Raw genomic sequence first — 18,510 nt, 5'->3', positions numbered from 1 at the left:
ATGTTGTCACGCCGAACCCTGCTCGGCTCCGCCGCACTGGCCAGCGCCTCCGCCGTGTCCGGCCGCGTCCAGGCCGCCGCGATCCCCGAGGCGCCGACGATGGACAAGGCCGTGATGCAGCCGCCGCTGCATCCGAGCGCCGGCCCGGACTATCAGCCCGTGGTCACGCTCAACGGCTGGTCGCTGCCGTTCCGCATGAACGGCGACTGGAAGGAGTTTCATCTCGTCGCCGAGCCCGTGACGCGCGAATTCGCGCCCGGCATGACCACGCATCTGTGGGGCTACAACGGCCAGTCGCCCGGCCCGACCATCGAGGCGGTCGAAGGCGACAAGGTCCGGATCTTCGTCACCAACAAATTGCCGGAATACACCACCGTGCACTGGCACGGCGTCATCCTGCCCTGCGGCATGGACGGCGTCGGCGGACTGACTCAGCCGCACATCAAGCCGGGCAAGACCTTCGTCTACGAGTTCGAGATGAAGCATGCCGGCACCTTCATGTATCACCCGCACGCCGACGAGATGGTGCAGATGGCGATGGGCATGATGGGAATGATCGTCGTGCATCCGCGCGACCGTGTCCCGCCGCTGGCCGACCGCGACTATGTGTTCGTGATGTCGAGCTATCGCATCGAGCCCGGCGCCTATCTGCCGAAGGTCAACGAGATGACCGACTTCAATTTATGGACGTGGAACGCGCGGGTGTTTCCCGGCATCGATCCGATGCCGGCGCGGCTCGGCGATCGCGTCCGCATCCGCATCGGCAATCTCACCATGACCAATCACCCGATCCATCTGCATGGCCACAAGTTCAAGGTGATCGGCACCGATGGCGGCTGGCTGCCCGAAGCCGCACAATTTCCGGAGACCACGACCGACGTTCCGGTCGGCGCGGTGCGCGTGCTCGACTTCACGGCCGACAATCCCGGCGACTGGGCGTTCCACTGCCACAAGTCGCATCACACGATGAATGCGATGGGCCATGACATGCGCAACCTGATCGGCGTGCCCAAGGCCGAGCTCGCGCGCGCCGTCGGCAAGCTCGCGCCCGAGGGCATGGTGATGGGCCACACCGGCATGGCGATGGGCAGCATGGAAATGCCGGCGCCCGACAACACGCTGCCGATGATGACCGGCAACGGCCAGTTCGGCCCGATCGAGATGGGCGGGATGTTCACCACCGTGAAGGTCCGCGAGGGCCTCGCGCGCGACGACTATCGCGATCCCGGCCCCTACCAGTTCCCGCCGGGCACCGTCGCCCGGGAGGTCGCGAGCGCGCCGGAGCCGGTGCGGCGAAGCGCCCCCGACACCAGCAACAGCCTTTCCACCAGCACGAGGATCACACGATGAAACGCTCCATCTGCTTCAGCGCCGCCGCGGCGGCTGTTGCCATGCTCGCCCTGATGCCGCTGGCCATCGCCGCCGACGCCATCAGCGCCGACGTCAAGAAGATCGACGCGGCTAACGGCAAGATCACCCTGCATCACGGCCCAGCCAAGGGCCTCGGCATGGACGAGGCCATGACCATGGTCTACCGCGTCAAGGACGCCGCCCTGCTGAAAGGACTCAAAGCCGGCGACAAGGTGAAGTTCGAGGCGCAGGAGGATGCCTCGGGCTACACGGTGACGAAGATCGAGAAGGGGAAGTAGCAGAAGCATGCGCATCTCACGGCACAACGACCTGGATTGCTGCGCGGTTCGACTCGCCCTGCGAAAGTCGGGGCGATCGCATATAGATACGGGGCCGTCGTGACGAACAATCCCGGCAGTTAGTTACTCCGTCATGCCCGGGCTTGACCCGGGCATCCACGTGGTTCTCAGCGTGCTGAACGACGTGGATGGCCGGGACAAGCCCGGCCATGACGACGTGGAGACAGACGAGCGCACCACTCCGATTGTCATATGCGATAGCCGTCCTTACGGGTGCACGGAATGAACGCGCGGCGCACGACGACACGCGCTTGATCCGATGCAGCTCCCGTGCCACGGATGGCACGCCCTACAGCATTTCCATCCCGCATGCACCGCAGCTGCCGATGCCACACATCTTCCTTCGCACCATCATCATCATTGCCGCGCTCGCGGTGCTGAAGCCCGGCGCGGCCGCGGCCGGCGCCGGCTTCTTCGACCTGCGGACATTGTGCCAGCCGCTCGAAATTCACGACGGCGTGCCGCAGGAGAGCGCCTGCGTGAGGGAGATGCCCGCGACAATCCTGCGCCAGGGCCGCAAGCTGACGCTGAGTCTCGCGGGCGGCAAGACCAAGGTGATCACCGACGACAAGGCGTGCGAACCGGAAGGGCCGGAGGCCTCCTGCATCAGCTATCGGCTGGTCGGCCACATCGGCGACCGGCACTACATCGTGCTCGTCTCACCCTATGAGTGTCCCTACGTGATGCTGATCAACCGCCGCACCGGCGCCGAGCTCAACATCGGCAGCGGGCCCTTCCTGTCGCCCAACGGCAAGCGCTTCATCGCCATCGATCCGCGCGACGACGGCAATTGCGGCATCGACTATCGGATCGGCCTGTTCTCGTACGGCGACAATCCGAAGCTGGAATGGAGCTACAAGCCGGACGATTTCGAGCAATACCAGGTCGACACCTGGATCGGCGACGGCCGCGTACGCCTCCAGGCGTCTGGCGAGACTAATAAGGAAGCGCCGACCGATCTGACGCGCGCCGCGCAGGGCTGGCAGCTCCGGCGCCCCAATGGCGAGATGAGCCTGGGGACCGCCGCGGCGCCGGTAGACGCGCAGCCTGCGGCGCCGAAACCGGCACCGGCCACTGACCCATCTGGAAGCCGCTGAGGCATACCCGACAGCTCGTAGCTCGTAGGGCGGATGAGCGCAGCGTAATCCGCCGCCACGGCCCCCCGCGGTGTGGCGGATTACGCTGCGCTAATCCGCCCTACGCACCTGCGCACCTGGAAGACCGCGGCCGACACCAACCACCCCCTCCCCCGTTAACCATTTGCTAACCATGGCGCGGGCAAGCTTTGCCGCGTCGCGCTGCGCGTGGCCGGTCGCCGGACAACCTGCCGGATCGCTGGTCGACGCCGGAGGCGGCACGACGGCGCAATCGGCCCGACCTGCGGCCCTGGCGGGGCGCTCCGCCGGGCGCGGCGCGGGCTCGTTCGAGCGCGCCACTGCAGAGTTCGCCCGGAGAAAAGCCTTGAGCACCGTCGGTTCGCGCGCCTTCCAGAAGGCGCGGCAGGAAAAGAAGCAGAAGAAGCTGATCGAGACGCAGCTGACGGCCGCCGCCATCGCGTTTCGCGCCGGGCGGCAGGCGGATGCCCAGGCCGCGTGCGCCAAGCTGCTGCAGGAGGTGCCGGACCATTTCGAGGCCATGCATCTGCTCGGCATCTCCTTGGTGTCCGCGGGCCGCTTCGGCGAGGCGGTCGTGTTCCTGCGGCAGTCGATCGTGCTCGACCCGAACTCGGCGGACGCGCAATCCAATCTCGGCTGGGCACTTTTGAATTGCGACCAGTTCGAGGAGGCGCGCGCGGCGCTGGAGCGCTCGCTGGCGCTGCGGCCGAAATCGCCGATCACCTTGCGCAACCTGGCGACCACGCTGCTGCGGCTGCGCAAGGGCGAGGCGTCGCTCGCCGCCGCCGCACGCGCGCTCGAGCTCAATCCGGACGATGGCGATTGCTGGTGCAACCGCGCCGTGGCCGAGCTGATGCTGCGGCGCTGGGATGCCGCCGCTGCCAGCGCCGAGCGCGCGCTGGCGCTCAACCCGAACCATTTCGAGGCCATCGTCAACAAGGGCCTCGCGCATCTCGAGCTGCATCACTACGAGCTGGCCGAGGCCACTTTCAATGCGGCGCTCGCCGTGCGGCCGGCGCATGCCGAGCTGCTGGCGCATCGCGGCCGGCTATACATGGTCTCGGGACGGACGGCCGAGGCGGAGGCCGATTTCGACCGCGCCATCACCCTCGATCCGCAGCTGCAGGTCGGCTGGCAGGGCAAGGCGCAGATCTGCATGCTCAACGGCAACGTCGCCATGGCCATGGCGGCCTGCAAGCGCGTGCTCGACACCAATCCCACCGCGCAGGTCGCGCTGACCCTGCTCGGCGCCTGCCTCGGGCGGCTCGGCGACATCGCCGGCGCGGTCGCGCAGTTCGACCAGGCGCTGACGGTGCAGCCGGACTACGACGAGGCGATCACCAAGAAGATCTTCTACCTCGATTTCCTGCCCGGCGCCGATTTCGCCAGCCAGCAGGCGGCGCGGCACTATTGGTGGATCGCGGTCGGCTCGAAATTCCAGCGCCGCAAGCTTTCGCCGCGCTCGCTCGATCCCGACCGGCGCATCGTGGTCGGCTACGTCTCGGCCGATTTCCGCACCCACTCGGCCGCCTTCGCCTTCCTCCCGGTGCTGCGCGGACACGACAAGACCCAGGTGCAGGTCAACTGCTACTCGACCTCGCCGCGGCACGATGATTTCACCGCGAAGTTCATGGCGGCTGCCGACGTCTGGGTCGAGGCCTCGAGCCTGTCCGACGACGAACTGGCCGACCGGATCCAGGCCGACGGGGTCGACATCCTGGTCGATCTCTCCGGCTACACCACGGGCACGCGCATGCCGGTGTTCGCCCGCAAGCCGGCGCCGATCCAGGTCACCGCCTGGGGCAGCGGCACCGGCACCGGGCTCGCCACCATGGACTACTTCTTTGCCGATCCGGTGACGGTGCCGGCGAACGTGCGGCCGCTGTTCGCCGAGCACGTCCACGACCTGCCCTCGGTGATCACGATCGATCCGCTGCTCGACATCGCACCGTCGCCGCTGCCGATGCTGCAGAACGGCCATGTCACCTTCGGCGTCTACAACCGCATCGACAAGATCTCCGACGCCGCGATCACGCTGTGGGCGCGGCTGCTCGCGGAGGTGCCGGAGGCGAAGCTCGTCATCAAGCACCTCGCGCTCAACGATCCCTTGGTGCGCGACGGCCTGATCGGCCGCTTCGTGGCCCAGGGCGTGCCGGACGCGCGCCTGCTCTGCCTCGGTGCCTCCGAGCGCAGCGAGCATCTGCGCTCGTATGAGCGCATCGACATCTCGCTCGATCCGTTCCCGCAGAACGGCGGCATCTCGACGTTCGAGTCGCTCTACATGGGCGTGCCCGTCGTCGCCAAGCTCGGCAGCGGCGCGGCGTCGCGCGCGGCCGGCGGCATTCTCACCGCGGCCGGCCTCGCCGACTGGGTCGCCGATGACGACGACGGCTACATCCGGATTGCCAAGAGCTTTGCGGCCCAGCCCGAGCTGCTGGCGAAGCTGCGCGCCGATCTACCGAGCCTGGTCGCACGCTCGCCGGCCGGCGACGTTGCCAACTACACGCGCTGCGTCGAGGCGGCCTACCGGCAGTTCTGGCGCACTTATTGCGCCAAGCCGGGGACCTGATCGCGATCTACGGCGCCGCAGGCTTGCGGCGCATCGCCTCCGGCGTATCGGGCTGCGCCAGCGGATGCGCGGAGACAAACGCCGGCAGCGCCATCGCGGCGTCGAAGACGCGCTGCACGGTCGGCGTCTCGGCGAGGTCGAGGCCCTGGTTGCGCGCGAAGATGACGTGACCGGCAAGGCAGACGTCGGCGATGGTCGGCGCATCGCCATGGGCGAAACGCCCGGTCGCCGCATGGCCGGCCAATTGCGCCTCGACGGCGACGAGCATCTCCGCCGCCCAATGCCTCAGCCAAGCCACGCGCGCCGCCTCGTCGACGTGCAGCACCTCGGTGAGATAGCGCTGCACGCGCGGCGTCGTCAGTGGATGCGCATCACACGCAATCATCGCCGCCAGCGCCCGCACCCGCGCCCGGCCCTTGGCGTCTTCGGGCAGCAGCGCCGGACCGGGACAGGCCTCGTCGAGATAATCGAGGATCGCCAGCGACTGCGTCAGCACCGTGCCGTCGTCGAGCACCAGCGACGGCAGCGCCATCTGCGGATTGAGCGCGGCATACGCGCCATCGCGATGCTGCCGCCGGTCGATATCGACCGCGATCTGCTCGTAAGCCACGCCCTTCAGATTGAGCGCGATCCGCACGCGAAAACTCGCGAGCGAGCGCCAGAACGAATAGAGCTTCATGAGGAACTCCTCAAAAGACGATTGAGCATCAGCTAGTCATCTAAACCGGCCGGCTTTTGGTCCGCAGAAACCATTCGCCAGCGGTCCCGGCCCCACCGAACGATGAGCCTGCGATCGCACAGAAGGTCCAGCTGATCGACCGTGCCGAGGCACCGATATGGCTCATCGTCTTCGCTTCGATCGGCGCCTGCCCTCTCTGCCACTCCCGCTCGACCATCGCGACCTGCGATGTCCGGTTGTCGATCCGTGCGATCGTGACCTTGCGCGATTCGCCTTTGCTCAGCGCAAGCTTACGAAGAATGACCGACTTGGGAAATGGCGTGTCGGCGATATCGACGCCGACGCAGGCTTGCAGATCGGGCCGCGGCTGCTCATTCGCCAGCCATTGATGTCCGCGGTCTCTGACGAGCGAAAGGGATGTTCGGCCGCGACAATCGAATACGTAGAAGGTGGCGTCGGCCGGCGCTGCGAAACCACCGTCGTCATGTCGGCGAACGAGTTGCCCACGACCGGCCGCTGTACCCGGCTCACCCGCCGGTGATGATCGCGAGGCTTCGGGTGACGAGGCTGTCGGCGAAGGCACGATCGAGCGGCAGGTGGCCAGCGAGCAGCCGGTAGAACACCGGCGCGTAGATCATGTCGAGCACCGTCTCGATGTCGGGCAGCTCGGACACCTCGCGGCGTGCAACCGCATCGCGAATGAGGCGGCGGCCGGCTTCGCGGCTCGACAGGATGACGCGGTTGCGGAAGGCCTTGGTCATCTCGCTGTCCGGATCGGAGGCCGCCAGCGCCAGCGCAATCTGCCGGCCGCGGGTGGTCGCGAACGCGGTGACGAGCGCCCGCAACTGGGCGCGAAGCCGGTCAGCGAGCGCGCGGCTGCTGTCGTCGGACTCACCGGCCGGATCGAGCATCAGCGCCGCCATCGCCAACTCGCCGGCATTGGCCCAGTGCCGATAGATGGTCGGCTTGCCGACCCCGGATCGCGCGGCGACCGCGTCGATGGTCAGCCGCCCGAAGCCTTCGCTCATCAGGATATCGTGGGCGGCATGCAGCGCCTTGCGGCGTGCCGCTTCGCTCGGCGGCCGGCCGCGCGCTCTTGCGGTGGATGTCTCGTCTTGACTCATTTCGATACGAAACGTAACGTAATTTAAATCGCAGTGCAAGGAGCCGTCATGCCGTCCATCACCTCCGTCAAGCCCTACCTCGTTGTCCGCGGCGGCGAAGCCGCGATCGCCTTCTACAAGGCCGCCTTCGGTGCTGACGAGATGTTCCGTATGACCGATCCGTCCGACGGGCGCATCGGCCACGCCGAGCTGCGCCTCGGCGACGACACTGTCATGCTCAGCGACGAGTATCCCGATTTCGGCGCGGTCGGCCCCGACACGATCGGCGGCTCGCCGGTCACGCTCCACCTCGCGACCAAGGCCGTCGATGCCGACGTCGCCCAGGCGGCGGCGCATGGCGCCACCGTGCTGCGCGCTCCCGCCAACCAGAGCTTCGGCGAACGCAGCGCCCTGGTGCTCGATCCCTTCGGGCATCGCTGGATGCTGTCGCAGACCATCGAGGACGTGAGCCCCGAGGAAATGCAGCGCCGCTGGAATGAGGAGACCGCTGCCTGAACGCGGCCCGGCCTCCGCAAGATCGCACCGTATGCGAAGGCGAGATCGACGTCGCCTCGGCCGACGGCGCCAGCCAACTCTTCATACGTCTGTCTCCACTTTGTCTGCGTTGCCCAGGATGCGCGACGACGTGGATGGCCGGGGCGGAGCCCGTGCCTTGCCTCACTCCGCGCCGGGCGTGAAGTCAACGAATAGTTCAAAGGAACAACGTTCGCGAGGCCAATGGAAATCGCCGGTCGGAAAGATCGGAAATTCTTGATGGGGTCGCCGGCGGTGCTCGGCGAGATCAGGCTGCAGGTCCGCTCCGAGTGCGAGCGTGGCGCGTCCCTGCACCGTCATGCTGATCGTCACTTCGTGCCGATCGTCCTGCGCAGCCAGGCGTCAACGATGGCCGTGGCCGGATGGCCGGCGTCGCCAAGGTCGCGATTGATCTCGATGTGGCCACGCAGGCCGGTGCCAGCGACGGCTGCGACCTCGGCCGGCGTTCCCGCTTGCATCAAGGCCGCACCGAGCGCCTCGGACTGCGCCTTGCCGTCGGCGCGGTCGACGTGGAGGATCAGGAACGCCGGTGCGTTCGGCTTTGCGGCCTGCAAAGTCGGCGACAGCACCCGCTGTCGCACCGGGTCGGTGCCGAACGCCTGGACGTAGGTGTCGAGCATGAAGCGCCCGCTGTCGGCGATCTGGCGCGCGACGTCGTAGCAGGCACCGTCGAGCGCGATGAAGCCACTGACGTCGCGCAACGTCAACCGGGCCGCAGACAGATAGCGCGGATCGGTCCCGACCAGCGCCACCAGATGCGCGCCGGCGCTGTGCCCCATCAGCACGATCCGCGAGGCATCGATCCCCAGGCGTCCCGCATTGTTGCGCAGCCACGCCACGGCCGCCGCGACATCCGCCGCCTGCTGCTCGACGGTTGCGGCCGGTACCAGGCGATAGTCGATCGAGGCGAACGCGTAGCCCTGCGCGAGCAGGTGCTCGACCTTCGCAGCTCCCGTGGCGTTGCGCTTGTCGCCCCGCTTCCACCCGCCGCCATGCACGAAGACGATCAGCGGCGCGGCCCTGCCTCCCCTCGCCTGCCAGACGTCGAGCGTCTGCAGCGGATCGGCGCCGTAGGCATATTCGGCGTCCGGCGCGACCCGGCCTTCGGCCTCGCGCGCCGCCATCCGCGCCTGCCAGCGCTCCAGGAACGGGCCAGCGCACGCAGGTGACAGCGAAATGGGCAGCACGAACCACAAGCTCGCAGCCAAGAGAACGGCAAGTATCGAACGCAACATCGATCGCTCCATCGTTTGGAGACGATAACAGCAAGCGTCGCCTGATGAAGGCTATGCGGGCCATCGTTACAAAATGTCACGAACGGGCGCTCGGAAACGCGAAGGCTGAGGATTTGCCCGTCAAACGCGCACCCAGCCGACAGCCCGGCAGTGGCGGACACCACCCGGGATCGACTCTTGGACTGATTAGTCGTGCAACGATCATCAGCCCTTGGGAATCGAGCAAAAAGATCGATGAATTAACGGTAAAACAATGCGCCCCGGCTATTCTGCGATCCTGCCAAGACTGAAAATCAGGTGGACCGAAAATTGATCAAGCTCAATCGCATTGGAAACAAGCTCGGCGCCGTGGGGCTGTTTGGCGTATTGCTTTCCGCCACCATGGTGATCAATCAGATTGCGTCGGAGTCGGCCATTACATTGGCGAACGATCGCGCTCGGGTGCAGCAGAAGATCGCCGATCACACCGTTCGCGCCAATATCGCCTTGCGGGGGATGGAGTTGGCGTTGCGCGACATCGGACAGTCAAAGAACCGATCCGAACTAGAAACGCAAATCGGCCAGCTGAATGGAATCTTTTCGACCCTGACCAAGGAGCTCGATGAGGCGATCGCGGATGTCAAGAAGCCGGACGAGAAGGAACGATTGCAGAAGATCAGCTCCCTTGGAGCCGAGTATCACGATGTCGCATCGGAGATCGGCAAGGCCCAGCTCAAGATCTTCGAGATCGCGAAGAAGCGGAGCGAGCGTTCGGCGGAATGGACCAAGACCTTCGAAGGGTTCCTGCTGTCGCCGTCGCTGATCCGCGCGGCCAATCGAAGTGACATCGAAAAGGTGCTGAGCGAAGCCGATTCGAATTTCAATTCGGTACAGGCGGCGACCTGGCACCTGATCGCCACCGGCGACGAGAGCGAAAAGCAGGTGATCGTGAACCGCACGGGCGGACTGGAAGACACGCTGGACAGCGCCAGGAGCATCATCAGCGATACTGGACTTCTCGGCACGATCAATGGGCTCGCGACGACCGTGAAGGAATTCACTGCGGCCACCAGCGATCTGATCAAGGTCGAGACAGCCAAGAAGGCACTCTTCAACGTGAAGGCGGTGCCGGCTGCAAATCAGGCCGTCGAGCTGATGCGAACAGCGCTCGATATGGCAGCTGACAACGCCGAGCACGCAAAGTCGCAGGCCGCGACCGAGTTGAGCCAGCAGAACCGCTTGAATTTGGTGGTGGCCGTCATTCTCATGCTGTCGCTGATCGGCTCCGTGGTTTTCACGTTTGCCGGGATCGCACGACCCTTGATGCGGCTCAACGGAGCACTCGGGAAAATGGCTGCCGGTGAGTTGAACATCGAGATTCCAGGGGCCAGTCGTGGCGACGAGGTGGGCGACGTTGCCAAGACGGTTGTCGTCATTCGTGAGAACGCTGAGCGGAGAGCGCGGGACGAAGCTGAAGCTGCGGCAAACCAGGAGCAAGGCGCGGCGGCGCGGCGCAAGGCCGATATGATCGCACTCGCCGATGGCTTCGAGGCTGCCGTTGGCGAAATCGTCGAAATCGTGTCCGCGGCAGCCACCGAGCTCGAGACGTCTGCCTCGTCGCTGACGACCACGGCGGCGCGCTCGCAAGAACTGACCATCGTGGTCGCAGGCGCATCCGATCAGGCGTCCGCGAACGTACAATCAGTGGCTTCTGCCACGAAGGAGCTGTCTTCCTCGGTCAGCGAGATCGGTCGCAGGGTTCAGGAATCGGCGCTCGTGGCGACCGAAGCCGTCGGCCAGGCGCGCACGACCACCGATCGTGTCGGCGAGCTGTCCAAGGCGGCGGGTCGCATCGGAGATGTCATCGAACTGATCAATGCGATCGCCGGACAGACCAATTTGCTGGCGCTGAACGCGACGATCGAAGCCGCGCGCGCGGGGGACGCGGGCCGGGGCTTTGCGGTCGTGGCATCGGAAGTCAAGGCGTTGGCGGAGCAGACCGCGAAAGCGACCGGTGAGATCGGCCAACAGATCAATGGCATTCAAACGGCGACACACGAGTCTGTCGGCGCGATCCGGGAGATCAGCAGCACCATCGAAAAGTTGTCGGGGATCTCATCGGCGATCGCCTCCGCCGTGGAGGAGCAGGATGCGGCAACGCAGGAGATCGCACGCAACGTCGAGAAGGCCGCCCACGGTACGAAGCAGGTCTCCTCCAACATCGCAGACGTTCAGGGCGGCGCGCGAATGACCGGCTCCGCCTCATCGCAGGTTCTCTCCGCCGCGCGATCGCTGTCCCACAATTCGCACCGCCTCAAATCCGAGGTCGTCAAGTTTCTCAGCTCGGTGAGAGCAGCCTGACCGGCGGCCGCGACGGATGCGAGGCGTTTCCCGGCCCGGCGACTGCCAGCCGGACGTCCTCGACCGTTGCCACAGGAGCGGCGCATCGACGCGTCCCGACGTCCATTCTCTGAAGCGCGACCATTGAACGCGCCGGGCTTTCGAGAATTCACTGCGGCATGCGCCTCAGCCGGCATCGCCGCGACGGCTGAATTGGCTCTGATCCGCAAGCTGCGTATCCAGCGCCTCGTCCAGCAATAGCAACTCCTCGTCGGGATCAAACTCTCCGCTGATCAACACCGGCTTCCCATCCCTGCCGAATTGAAACACGCTGTCGCTGTCGTCGGCATTGACGTCGCCGAAGAACTTTTCCACCGTGGCGAAATCGCGGTGGGGGGCGAAGCCATGGGTCTTCGACCAGGCGGCAAGCTCGCGCAACAGCTTGCGCGCCTCGCTCGGAGCGAGCGGGACCATCGTCCCGCCCGCATCCGCCATGGCCATATATTGCTCGATCTGCGCGCCCTCCATGGTCCTGAACATCACGTCCTTGACGCCCAGCGCGAAACTGTCGAGCAGGAATACGGCCATGTTGTAGGGCGACGTGTGGCCGCGGGTCAGCACCAGCGTCCCCATGCCGACCTCGAACAGGCCCTCATTGACGCAGCAATGCTTGATCGGCGCTTGCGCCGCTCTTGCCACGCGGCCGCCCAGGCTGTTGTGAATCGCGTCCTCGCGTTTCGCCAAGGTCGCCAGCTGCTTCCGCCGCTACGCCTTCTTGGCCCGCTCCTGCGCCATGTTCACTGCCATCACCGTCACTCCATCGCGTCGAATCGCGCTGTGGAATGATAGCAGGGGATGAGGGGCGAAGCATTCGCGACGGTCATTGTTCCGTGGAGCATCCAGTACTCCGCGGCCGAGGATACTGAACCGAGATGTCACGGCTTACTGGACCGCCCAGTCAAGAGCCGGCCGATGACAGCGGAGGGTCTGCACGTTCATATCAACGTGACCAGACCCTGGAAACGCTAGTCTGGATCGCATCATCAAGACTCAATCGAGAAGGCTCTCGGCCGGCTTGATCGGAACGATATCGTAGCTTCGATAGAGCTCTTCGAGCGAACGCCAATCCGACAGCACCGTACGGTACATCCATCGATAATAGCGCTTGTTGCGGGCGATTTCTTCCACGCGGTCCCGGCCAGCAAACCGGGAGGCCGCCTCGATCTCGAGCCAATTCACCAGCAGATGGAGATAGGTCGAGTATTCATCGTTTCCTCCGTAAGGAAACCCGACCGGCGCGGCGGGGTAGCGGCGCTTCAATTCGGCAATGAGAGGCGCCCCGTCTTCCGCAACTTTCAACCTGGTAAGATACCAGTGCATCTGCTCGTGGAGATACTCGCAAAGGATGGCGTTCGGGTCGTACAACTCGGTGTTCAAGGTCAAGACCGGGTGGCTATGAGGAATCGACGTTGGCGAAACCCGCAGATGCCTGGTGTATTCGAACGGACGCAAATCGTGCTCCGCCTGCCACCGCTTGATGCAAGCGATGATCTTTTCCGCTCGCGATTGCGCCAAGGACAAGTCGATCACGTAGTGGAAGTCATCTGTCATCGCATGCACTCACGTGAACGACGCTGTCCCTCGTTCTATCGGAATGCGAGAGTGATACAAGGTCGGCTCGAATATCGCCTGACGAGGGGCGCGAAGGACGCGTTGGCAAGATGAAGTCCTCTTCCCCGCCAGATCTACTTTCAGTTGAATTCGCGTCGAAAGCGCGCCTCAGTTTCACACCTTCCCCAACTGCCGCAAGGTCCAGCGCGCGCGTCCCTTCGGATGCTTGAAACAAGCCAACGCAATCAGTTCATCGAAGCGAGCGACGAGACGTAAAGTACGCGGCGCTCTTTACCTTGTCCCGACACCTGCATAGATGCACACTGGGAATGTCGGGGATACGCGACGGTGGCCAAGAAGATGGCATTCTGGACACTTCCGGACGATGCGGAAATTCGCGCAATCCTGGTTGACCGGGTCGACGTCCAGCGTCGAAGCGTCGGCCTTGTCGTTGGGGTCGTCGACGAAGACGGCCATCGGATCGTTGCCTACGGAAAGACCGACGGGCGGGACGGTGAGACGCCAGACGGAGACACGCTGTTCGAGATTGGCTCCGTGACAAAGACATTCACCTCGCTGCTCCTGTCCGACATGGTGGAGCGCGGCGAAATCTCCCTCGAAGATCCGGCCGCCTTCCACTTGCCCGCAGGCGTGACGATGCCAAGACGCGGCGGCAGACAGATCACGCTCATCGATCTTGCGACCCACACCTCTGGCCTGCCAGGGATGCAGAAAGCTTTTCTCGACACCGAGGATCCGACCAACCCCTTCGGGGACTATTCGGTCGACAAGCTTTACCGGTCCATAACCGATCAAGTCCTCACCCGGAACATCGGCGAAGCCTATGAATATTCCAATTTCGGCGTTGGTCTGCTTGGCCATATCCTGGAACTGCGCGCGGGTCTCGAATACGAAACGCTAGTCCAACAACGGATCACCGGGCCTCTCGACATGCCCAGCACGGGCATCGAACTTCCGCCAGCCCTCGCCGCACGGCTTGCCCGAGGTCATGATCAGGGTCGGCGTCCAGTCCGCAATTGGACCCTTGCCGCTCTCGCCGGCGCGGGGGCACTTCGTTCCACGGCGAACGATCTACTTCGGTTCACCGCGGCCGAACTGGGGCTTTTCGAGACCCCTCTCAAGCGGGCAATGTCGGCACAACTGCGACCGCGTCGTCCGGTCGACGCGAAGGGTATGACGACAGCGCTCGGCTGGTTCATTCTGACGACGCCGGCTGGGGAAATTGCATTCCACAACGGGAGCACCGCCGGATATCAGTGCTTCTTGGGGATCAATCAGGGGCGCCGAACAGGCGTGGTGGTTCTCGCCAACACCTTCACCATGAGTGGGTTCGGTGATATCGGCTTTCATCTGCTGACCGGCAGCGCGCTTGGACCGGGCAAGGCTCAACCTCCGCTCATCGTGCTCGATGCCGCTACTCTGGAACGCTATGTAGGTCGATACAGGGTGTTGCCGACCGCCGTCTTGTCCATCACCCGCATGAAAGATCAGCTCTTCGCACAACTCGTGATAGAAGGGGCTGAACGGCAACGCTCTCCCTATGAGCTTCGACCGGACGCTCCCAATCACTTCTTTTGGGATGCCGACGACACCGAGATTACCTTTCAAATTAGCCACGACGGCCGGGTAACAGGTCTGGTCGCACGCCGGTATGGGCGCGACACGCTCGGAACCCGTCTTTCTTGACTGCAACGGCGGTGCACTTGACGTAAGTATCAGCCTACGTTCCTGAACGAGTCAGCGATTTTGCCCCTCGGCACTTAGGACTTGCGGATCGCTGAGCACCGCGTCTCACAAAGCTGGCTACGGTTGGGTGTAAAAGCCCACCTGCTAGGGCAGCGCACGAACGATCATCATTTACGGTTTACAGAATTTTTGTCTTTCCATTTTTCGGAAATCATGTATATCTCTCCCCGTCCTGCTTCCGCCGGAGGGGCGTGTCGCGACCGTCACGAGACGTGGGAGGTGGGATGCGATGGGCGCAGCGAATCGCAGCGTGGCTTCGTGCCGCGCCGACGAACGGTTCGTTGCGCACGGCGAAGTCGTGCGGTCCTGACACCCCGACGCTGGTGTCAAGCAGGTGGCGGTGCTCGCGCATCGCGCCCGTGATGGTGGCCAACAAGCCCGGCGCACCAGGGAGACCACGTATAAGCCGTTCCAACCGTTGCGCAGGGGAGGCCGGGCGTTCTCGGCCAGACCTGTGGTGACTGCCGCCTGCTTCCTTTTCTGCAGGCGGGCCACGGGCGCGGCCAGCGCCCGGCCTTCCCTGCGCCCTCCATCTGATCGAGGGCGGACCTGATGCACGGCCCGGGCGCAATGCGCCGCGGGAGAGGATCGCGCTTGTCTTCAAGACGACATTCATTCGGGTGCATCGGCCGGCGGCGGAGGCCTCATGGTTCGAGACGCCGATGCGCGGCTTCTCCACCATGAACCTCCAGCACGGAGCGTACTGCAAGCTGACCATGAACAAATTGGCCGCGCGCTTGTGGAGAGCAGCCTTATGGACAAGCGGGAAACCAATCGACCTCGCCGCGGGCGCGAAGGCAGTGGCTGCGCCCTCGCCCCTTGTGGGAGAGGGCATGCATGGCAGTGCAACGATCTCGGTCGGGTGAGGGGTTTGTTTCAACGAGTTGCGCTCGCGGAGAGAACCCCTCACCCAACCGAGTGTGCGGATCGGCCGGCGCTGCCCTCTCCCACAAGGGGCGAGGGCACTGCATCGCGCAGCGGTGCGGAAGTTGCTGGCTGCTTCGAACGCGATCATCAAAGGATAGCGGGAAGAGGGTCAGGCTCCGAGCCCCGGAGTGCTACGCATCTCAAACGGCGAGGCCCGTATTTTCACGGCGTATCCGAGATGCCGCAGAAGAGCACATGCCCCTCTCCCGGCAACCTCTTGTTAACCGCCGTTAACCGAACGCTAACCATCCACCGGGCAAAAATTGCCCAGTGGAATGTGCGTGTCGTGGTTGGGTGCGGTTGACGGGGGAGAGCTTCCGTGGACGCCAGCGCGGTACCTCAGTTCAGGAACGGTGGCCCGTCGGCCGCCGCGCAGTCGTTTGGGGCCGGCAAACGCGGCTCACGGGAAGGGGCGAAAGCCATGGTCGACGTCACGGCGGGTCAGGGGGCCGGCGCACCGGCCGGCGGGTTCTCATTCGGCGACCTCAAGACGATGATCCTGCGCGGCGACATCGCGCTGGCGCTCGGCATCCTCACCATCCTGGTGGTGCTGATCCTGCCGCTGCCCTCGCTGGTGCTCGATCTTTTTCTGGCGATCTCGATCACGCTGTCGATCCTGATCCTGATGACCGCCCTGTTCATCCAGACGCCGCTGGAATTCTCGTCGTTTCCGACCATCCTCCTGATCTCGACGATGCTGCGGCTGTCGCTGAACCTGGCCTCGACCCGGCTGATCCTGTCGCGCGGCCATGAGGGCACGGACGCGGCCGGCCACGTCATCGAGGCGTTCGGCAGTTTCGTGATGGGCGGCAATTTCGTCATCGGCATCATCGTGTTCGCGATCCTGGTGACGGTGAACTTCGTCGTCATCACCAAGGGTTCGGGCCGCATCGCCGAGGTCGCGGCGCGCTTCCATCTGGACTCGATGCCCGGCAAGCAGATGGCGATCGACGCCGACCTCTCCGCCGGCCTGATCGACGAGAAGGTCGCCAAGGTCAGGCGCAAGGAGCTGGAGGACGAAAGCGGCTTCTTCGGCGCCATGGACGGTGCCTCGAAATTCGTCCGCGGCGACGCGGTCGCCGGCCTGCTCGTCGTCTTCATCAATATCATCGGCGGCATCATCATCGGCGTCGCCCAGCAGGGTCTCGGCTTTGGCGAGGCGGCCCGCACCTACACCACGCTGACCGTCGGCGACGGCCTCGTGACCCAGGTGCCGGCGCTGATCGTCTCGACCGCGGCCGGCCTGCTCGTGTCAAAGGCCGGCGTCAGCGGCGCCGCCGACAAGGCGCTGATGAAGCAGTTCTCCGGCTATCCGCAGGCGCTCGGCCTGTCTGCCGCCGTGATGCTGATCCTGGCGCTGCTGCCGGGCATCCCGACCCTGCCCTTCCTGGCGCTCGGCGGCGGCGCCGCTGCGCTCGCGGTCAAGGCCCGCAAGCAGAAGGAGATGGCGAAGGCCGAGGAAGTCGCCGCAGCCGCCGCGGCGCCGACCGCAGCAGCCAGTGCCGCGGCCGCCGAGGAGCCGATCTCCGCCGCGCTCAAGATCGACGACCTCAAGATCGAGCTCGGCTATGCGCTGCTGCCGCTGGTCAACGCGCCTGATGGCACCGACCGGCTGACCGACCAGATCAAGGCGCTCAGGCGCTCGCTGGCGATCGAGATGGGCTTCGTGATGCCGTCGGTGCGCATCCTCGACAACGTCCAGCTCGAGGCCAACACCTACATCATCAAGATCAAGGAGGTCGATGCCGGCTCCGGCAAGATCTGGCCGAACCAGTTCATGGTCATGGACCCCGGCGGCAACCAGGTCGCGGTGCCCGGCATCCACACCACGGAGCCGACCTTCGGCCTGCCCGCCACCTGGGTCGATGCCGGGTTGAAGGAAGAGGCGACGCTGAAGGGCTACACGGTGGTGGATGCGGCAACCGTGCTGTCGACCCATCTGACCGAGCTGCTCAAGGCCAACATGAGCGACCTCTTGTCCTACGGCGAGGTGCAGAAGCTGCTCAAGGAGCTGCCGAAGGAGCAGGGCGAGCTGGTCAAGGACATCGTGCCGACGCAGATCACGATCTCCGGCATCCAGCGCGTGCTGCAATTGTTGTTGTCCGAGCGCATCTCGATCCGCGATCTCTCCACCATCCTCGAAGGCGTCGCCGATGCGCTCGCGTTCTCGCGCAATCCGGCGACCATCGTGGAGCATGTACGCGCCCGCCTCGCCCGCCAGATCTGCGCCCAGAACACCTCGCCGATGGGCTATCTGCCGCTGATCGCGCTGTCGGCGAAGTGGGAGCAGGCATTTGCGGAATCGCTGATCGGCCAGGGCGAGGAGCGCAGCCTGGCGATGCAGCCGTCGAAGCTGTCGGAGTTCATGACCGCCACGCGCGACGCGTTCGAGCGGGCCGCGCGCGAGGGCGAGTCGCCGGTGCTGGTGACCTCGGCGGCGATCCGTCCGTTCGTCCGCTCGCTGGTCGAGCGCTTCCGCGCCCAGACCACGGTGCTGTCGCAGGCCGAGATCCACCCGCGGGCGCGGCTGAAGACCGTCGGGAGTGTTTGAGACGAATGGCGCGGAACCTGCGACTCGTTCCGAAGTTGTTACGACCAGGGCCGGCGCATCGCGCCGGTCTTGCCGCTTTTAGGGGCAAACCGACCTGTGTTTTGCCGCCACAGGCAAACAATTTCTTAATTTTGCGTTAGGTGGCTGAATTTTTCGCCGAAGACCGAACAGGGCTTCAAGCTATTGATACAGAATGACAAAGATCGTTATTTCGAACCTGCGATCGCGAAGCATCACGCCTTATCACACGCTTGTGATGCCCTCTACGAAACGGAATCGAGGTTTCCTACGTTCTTGCAGGCGAGACGATGAACCAGAAGGACGTCGGTTCGCACGAATCAGCGAAGGACGGAAGACGGCAGGAGGGTTC

Annotated in this window: 14 protein-coding genes; 8 read left to right on the top strand and 6 right to left on the bottom strand. The window is 64.7% G+C overall.

The features are described from left to right. The 4 genes from ACQR07_RS33475 (at nt 1) to ACQR07_RS33460 (ending at nt 5,393) form a co-directional block, all read left to right on the top strand. A complete protein-coding gene (locus ACQR07_RS33475; RefSeq protein WP_434906313.1) occupies nt 1-1,350 on the top strand; it encodes a multicopper oxidase family protein in 1,350 nt (449 codons plus the stop codon). 41 nt (nt 1,351-1,391) lie between these two features. Then, nucleotides 1,392-1,649: a copper-binding protein gene (locus ACQR07_RS33470; protein WP_434906379.1), complete on the top strand. Its 258-nt coding sequence runs from the start codon at nt 1,392-1,394 to the stop codon at nt 1,647-1,649. Between the two features lie 386 nt (nt 1,650-2,035). Continuing rightward, nucleotides 2,036-2,806, top strand: coding sequence for a hypothetical protein (locus tag ACQR07_RS33465; RefSeq protein WP_434906312.1), 771 nt, complete (start codon nt 2,036-2,038; stop codon nt 2,804-2,806). 364 nt (nt 2,807-3,170) lie between these two features. Further along, nucleotides 3,171-5,393 (top strand): tetratricopeptide repeat protein, encoded by a 2,223-nt coding sequence (locus ACQR07_RS33460; RefSeq protein WP_434906311.1) that lies wholly within the window; start codon nt 3,171-3,173, stop codon nt 5,391-5,393. Nucleotides 5,394-5,400: 7 nt separating this feature from the next. Here the strand turns inward: ACQR07_RS33460 and maiA are convergent, their stop codons facing one another. Genes maiA through ACQR07_RS33445 form a run of 3 tightly spaced genes read right to left on the bottom strand, consistent with a single transcriptional unit; the run spans nt 5,401 to nt 7,196 of the window. Continuing rightward, nucleotides 5,401-6,072: a maleylacetoacetate isomerase gene (maiA, locus tag ACQR07_RS33455; protein ID WP_434906310.1), complete on the bottom strand. Its 672-nt coding sequence runs from the start codon at nt 6,070-6,072 to the stop codon at nt 5,401-5,403. Between the two features lie 40 nt (nt 6,073-6,112). Continuing rightward, nucleotides 6,113-6,655: a putative glycolipid-binding domain-containing protein gene (locus tag ACQR07_RS33450; RefSeq protein WP_434906309.1), complete on the bottom strand. Its 543-nt coding sequence runs from the start codon at nt 6,653-6,655 to the stop codon at nt 6,113-6,115. Beyond that, on the bottom strand, nt 6,600-7,196 hold the full coding sequence (locus ACQR07_RS33445; RefSeq protein WP_434906308.1) for a TetR/AcrR family transcriptional regulator: 597 nt from the start codon (nt 7,194-7,196) through the stop codon (nt 6,600-6,602). The genes ACQR07_RS33450 and ACQR07_RS33445 overlap by 56 nt, the downstream gene beginning before the upstream one ends. Before the next feature lie 48 nt (nt 7,197-7,244). On the opposite strand from ACQR07_RS33445, the gene ACQR07_RS33440 reads away from it, so the two are divergent. Beyond that, the gene (locus ACQR07_RS33440) at nt 7,245-7,691 is read left to right on the top strand and encodes a VOC family protein (protein ID WP_434906307.1); all 447 of its coding nucleotides are present in this window, start codon (nt 7,245-7,247) and stop codon (nt 7,689-7,691) included. Nucleotides 7,692-8,038: 347 nt separating this feature from the next. Here the strand turns inward: ACQR07_RS33440 and ACQR07_RS33435 are convergent, their stop codons facing one another. Beyond that, nucleotides 8,039-8,965 carry an alpha/beta hydrolase gene (locus ACQR07_RS33435; protein WP_434906306.1) on the bottom strand — a complete coding sequence of 309 codons (927 nt, stop codon included), beginning with the start codon at nt 8,963-8,965 and terminating at the stop codon, nt 8,039-8,041. Nucleotides 8,966-9,277: 312 nt separating this feature from the next. On the opposite strand from ACQR07_RS33435, the gene ACQR07_RS33430 reads away from it, so the two are divergent. Then, entirely contained in the window at nt 9,278-11,305 is a 2,028-nt protein-coding gene (locus tag ACQR07_RS33430) for a methyl-accepting chemotaxis protein (protein WP_434906378.1), read from the top strand. A 165-nt stretch (nt 11,306-11,470) separates the two neighbouring features. On the opposite strand, the gene ACQR07_RS33425 is transcribed toward ACQR07_RS33430, so the two are convergent. Then, nucleotides 11,471-11,917: a hypothetical protein gene (locus tag ACQR07_RS33425; protein WP_434906305.1), complete on the bottom strand. Its 447-nt coding sequence runs from the start codon at nt 11,915-11,917 to the stop codon at nt 11,471-11,473. A 417-nt stretch (nt 11,918-12,334) separates the two neighbouring features. Beyond that, on the bottom strand, nt 12,335-12,895 hold the full coding sequence (locus ACQR07_RS33420) for a hypothetical protein (RefSeq protein ID WP_434906304.1): 561 nt from the start codon (nt 12,893-12,895) through the stop codon (nt 12,335-12,337). A gap of 348 nt (nt 12,896-13,243) precedes the next feature. Between ACQR07_RS33420 and ACQR07_RS33415 the strand changes: the two genes are divergently transcribed. Both ACQR07_RS33415 and flhA read left to right on the top strand, forming a co-directional pair. Continuing rightward, nucleotides 13,244-14,602 carry a serine hydrolase gene (locus ACQR07_RS33415; RefSeq protein WP_434906303.1) on the top strand — a complete coding sequence of 453 codons (1,359 nt, stop codon included), beginning with the start codon at nt 13,244-13,246 and terminating at the stop codon, nt 14,600-14,602. Between the two features lie 1,408 nt (nt 14,603-16,010). Continuing rightward, nucleotides 16,011-18,140, top strand: coding sequence for a flagellar biosynthesis protein FlhA (flhA, locus tag ACQR07_RS33410; protein ID WP_434906302.1), 2,130 nt, complete (start codon nt 16,011-16,013; stop codon nt 18,138-18,140). The last annotated feature ends 370 nt before the right edge of the window (nt 18,141-18,510 follow it).

Source organism: Bradyrhizobium sp. HKCCYLS20291 (genome assembly GCF_051167715.1).
GTDB lineage: Bacteria > Pseudomonadota > Alphaproteobacteria > Rhizobiales > Xanthobacteraceae > Bradyrhizobium.
Note: the sequence above shows the minus strand (reverse complement) of the source record. Positions and strands in the feature narration are given on the sequence as shown.

Bases quoted from the DNA above. Each gene is read 5' to 3' on its own strand.
- ACQR07_RS33470 (WP_434906379.1), top strand. From the start codon at position 1,392: ATGCTCGCCCTGATGCCGCTGGCCATCGCCGCCGACGCCATCAGCGCC.
- maiA (WP_434906310.1), bottom strand. From the start codon at position 6,072: ATGAAGCTCTATTCGTTCTGGCGCTCGCTCGCGAGTTTTCGCGTGCGG.
- ACQR07_RS33435 (WP_434906306.1), bottom strand. From the start codon at position 8,965: ATGTTGCGTTCGATACTTGCCGTTCTCTTGGCTGCGAGCTTGTGGTTC.
- ACQR07_RS33425 (WP_434906305.1), bottom strand. From the start codon at position 11,917: ATGGGGACGCTGGTGCTGACCCGCGGCCACACGTCGCCCTACAACATG.
- ACQR07_RS33445 (WP_434906308.1), bottom strand. From the start codon at position 7,196: ATGAGTCAAGACGAGACATCCACCGCAAGAGCGCGCGGCCGGCCGCCG.
- ACQR07_RS33440 (WP_434906307.1), top strand. From the start codon at position 7,245: ATGCCGTCCATCACCTCCGTCAAGCCCTACCTCGTTGTCCGCGGCGGC.
- ACQR07_RS33420 (WP_434906304.1), bottom strand. From the start codon at position 12,895: ATGACAGATGACTTCCACTACGTGATCGACTTGTCCTTGGCGCAATCG.
- ACQR07_RS33475 (WP_434906313.1), top strand. From the start codon at position 1: ATGTTGTCACGCCGAACCCTGCTCGGCTCCGCCGCACTGGCCAGCGCC.
- ACQR07_RS33465 (WP_434906312.1), top strand. From the start codon at position 2,036: ATGCCACACATCTTCCTTCGCACCATCATCATCATTGCCGCGCTCGCG.
- flhA (WP_434906302.1), top strand. From the start codon at position 16,011: ATGGTCGACGTCACGGCGGGTCAGGGGGCCGGCGCACCGGCCGGCGGG.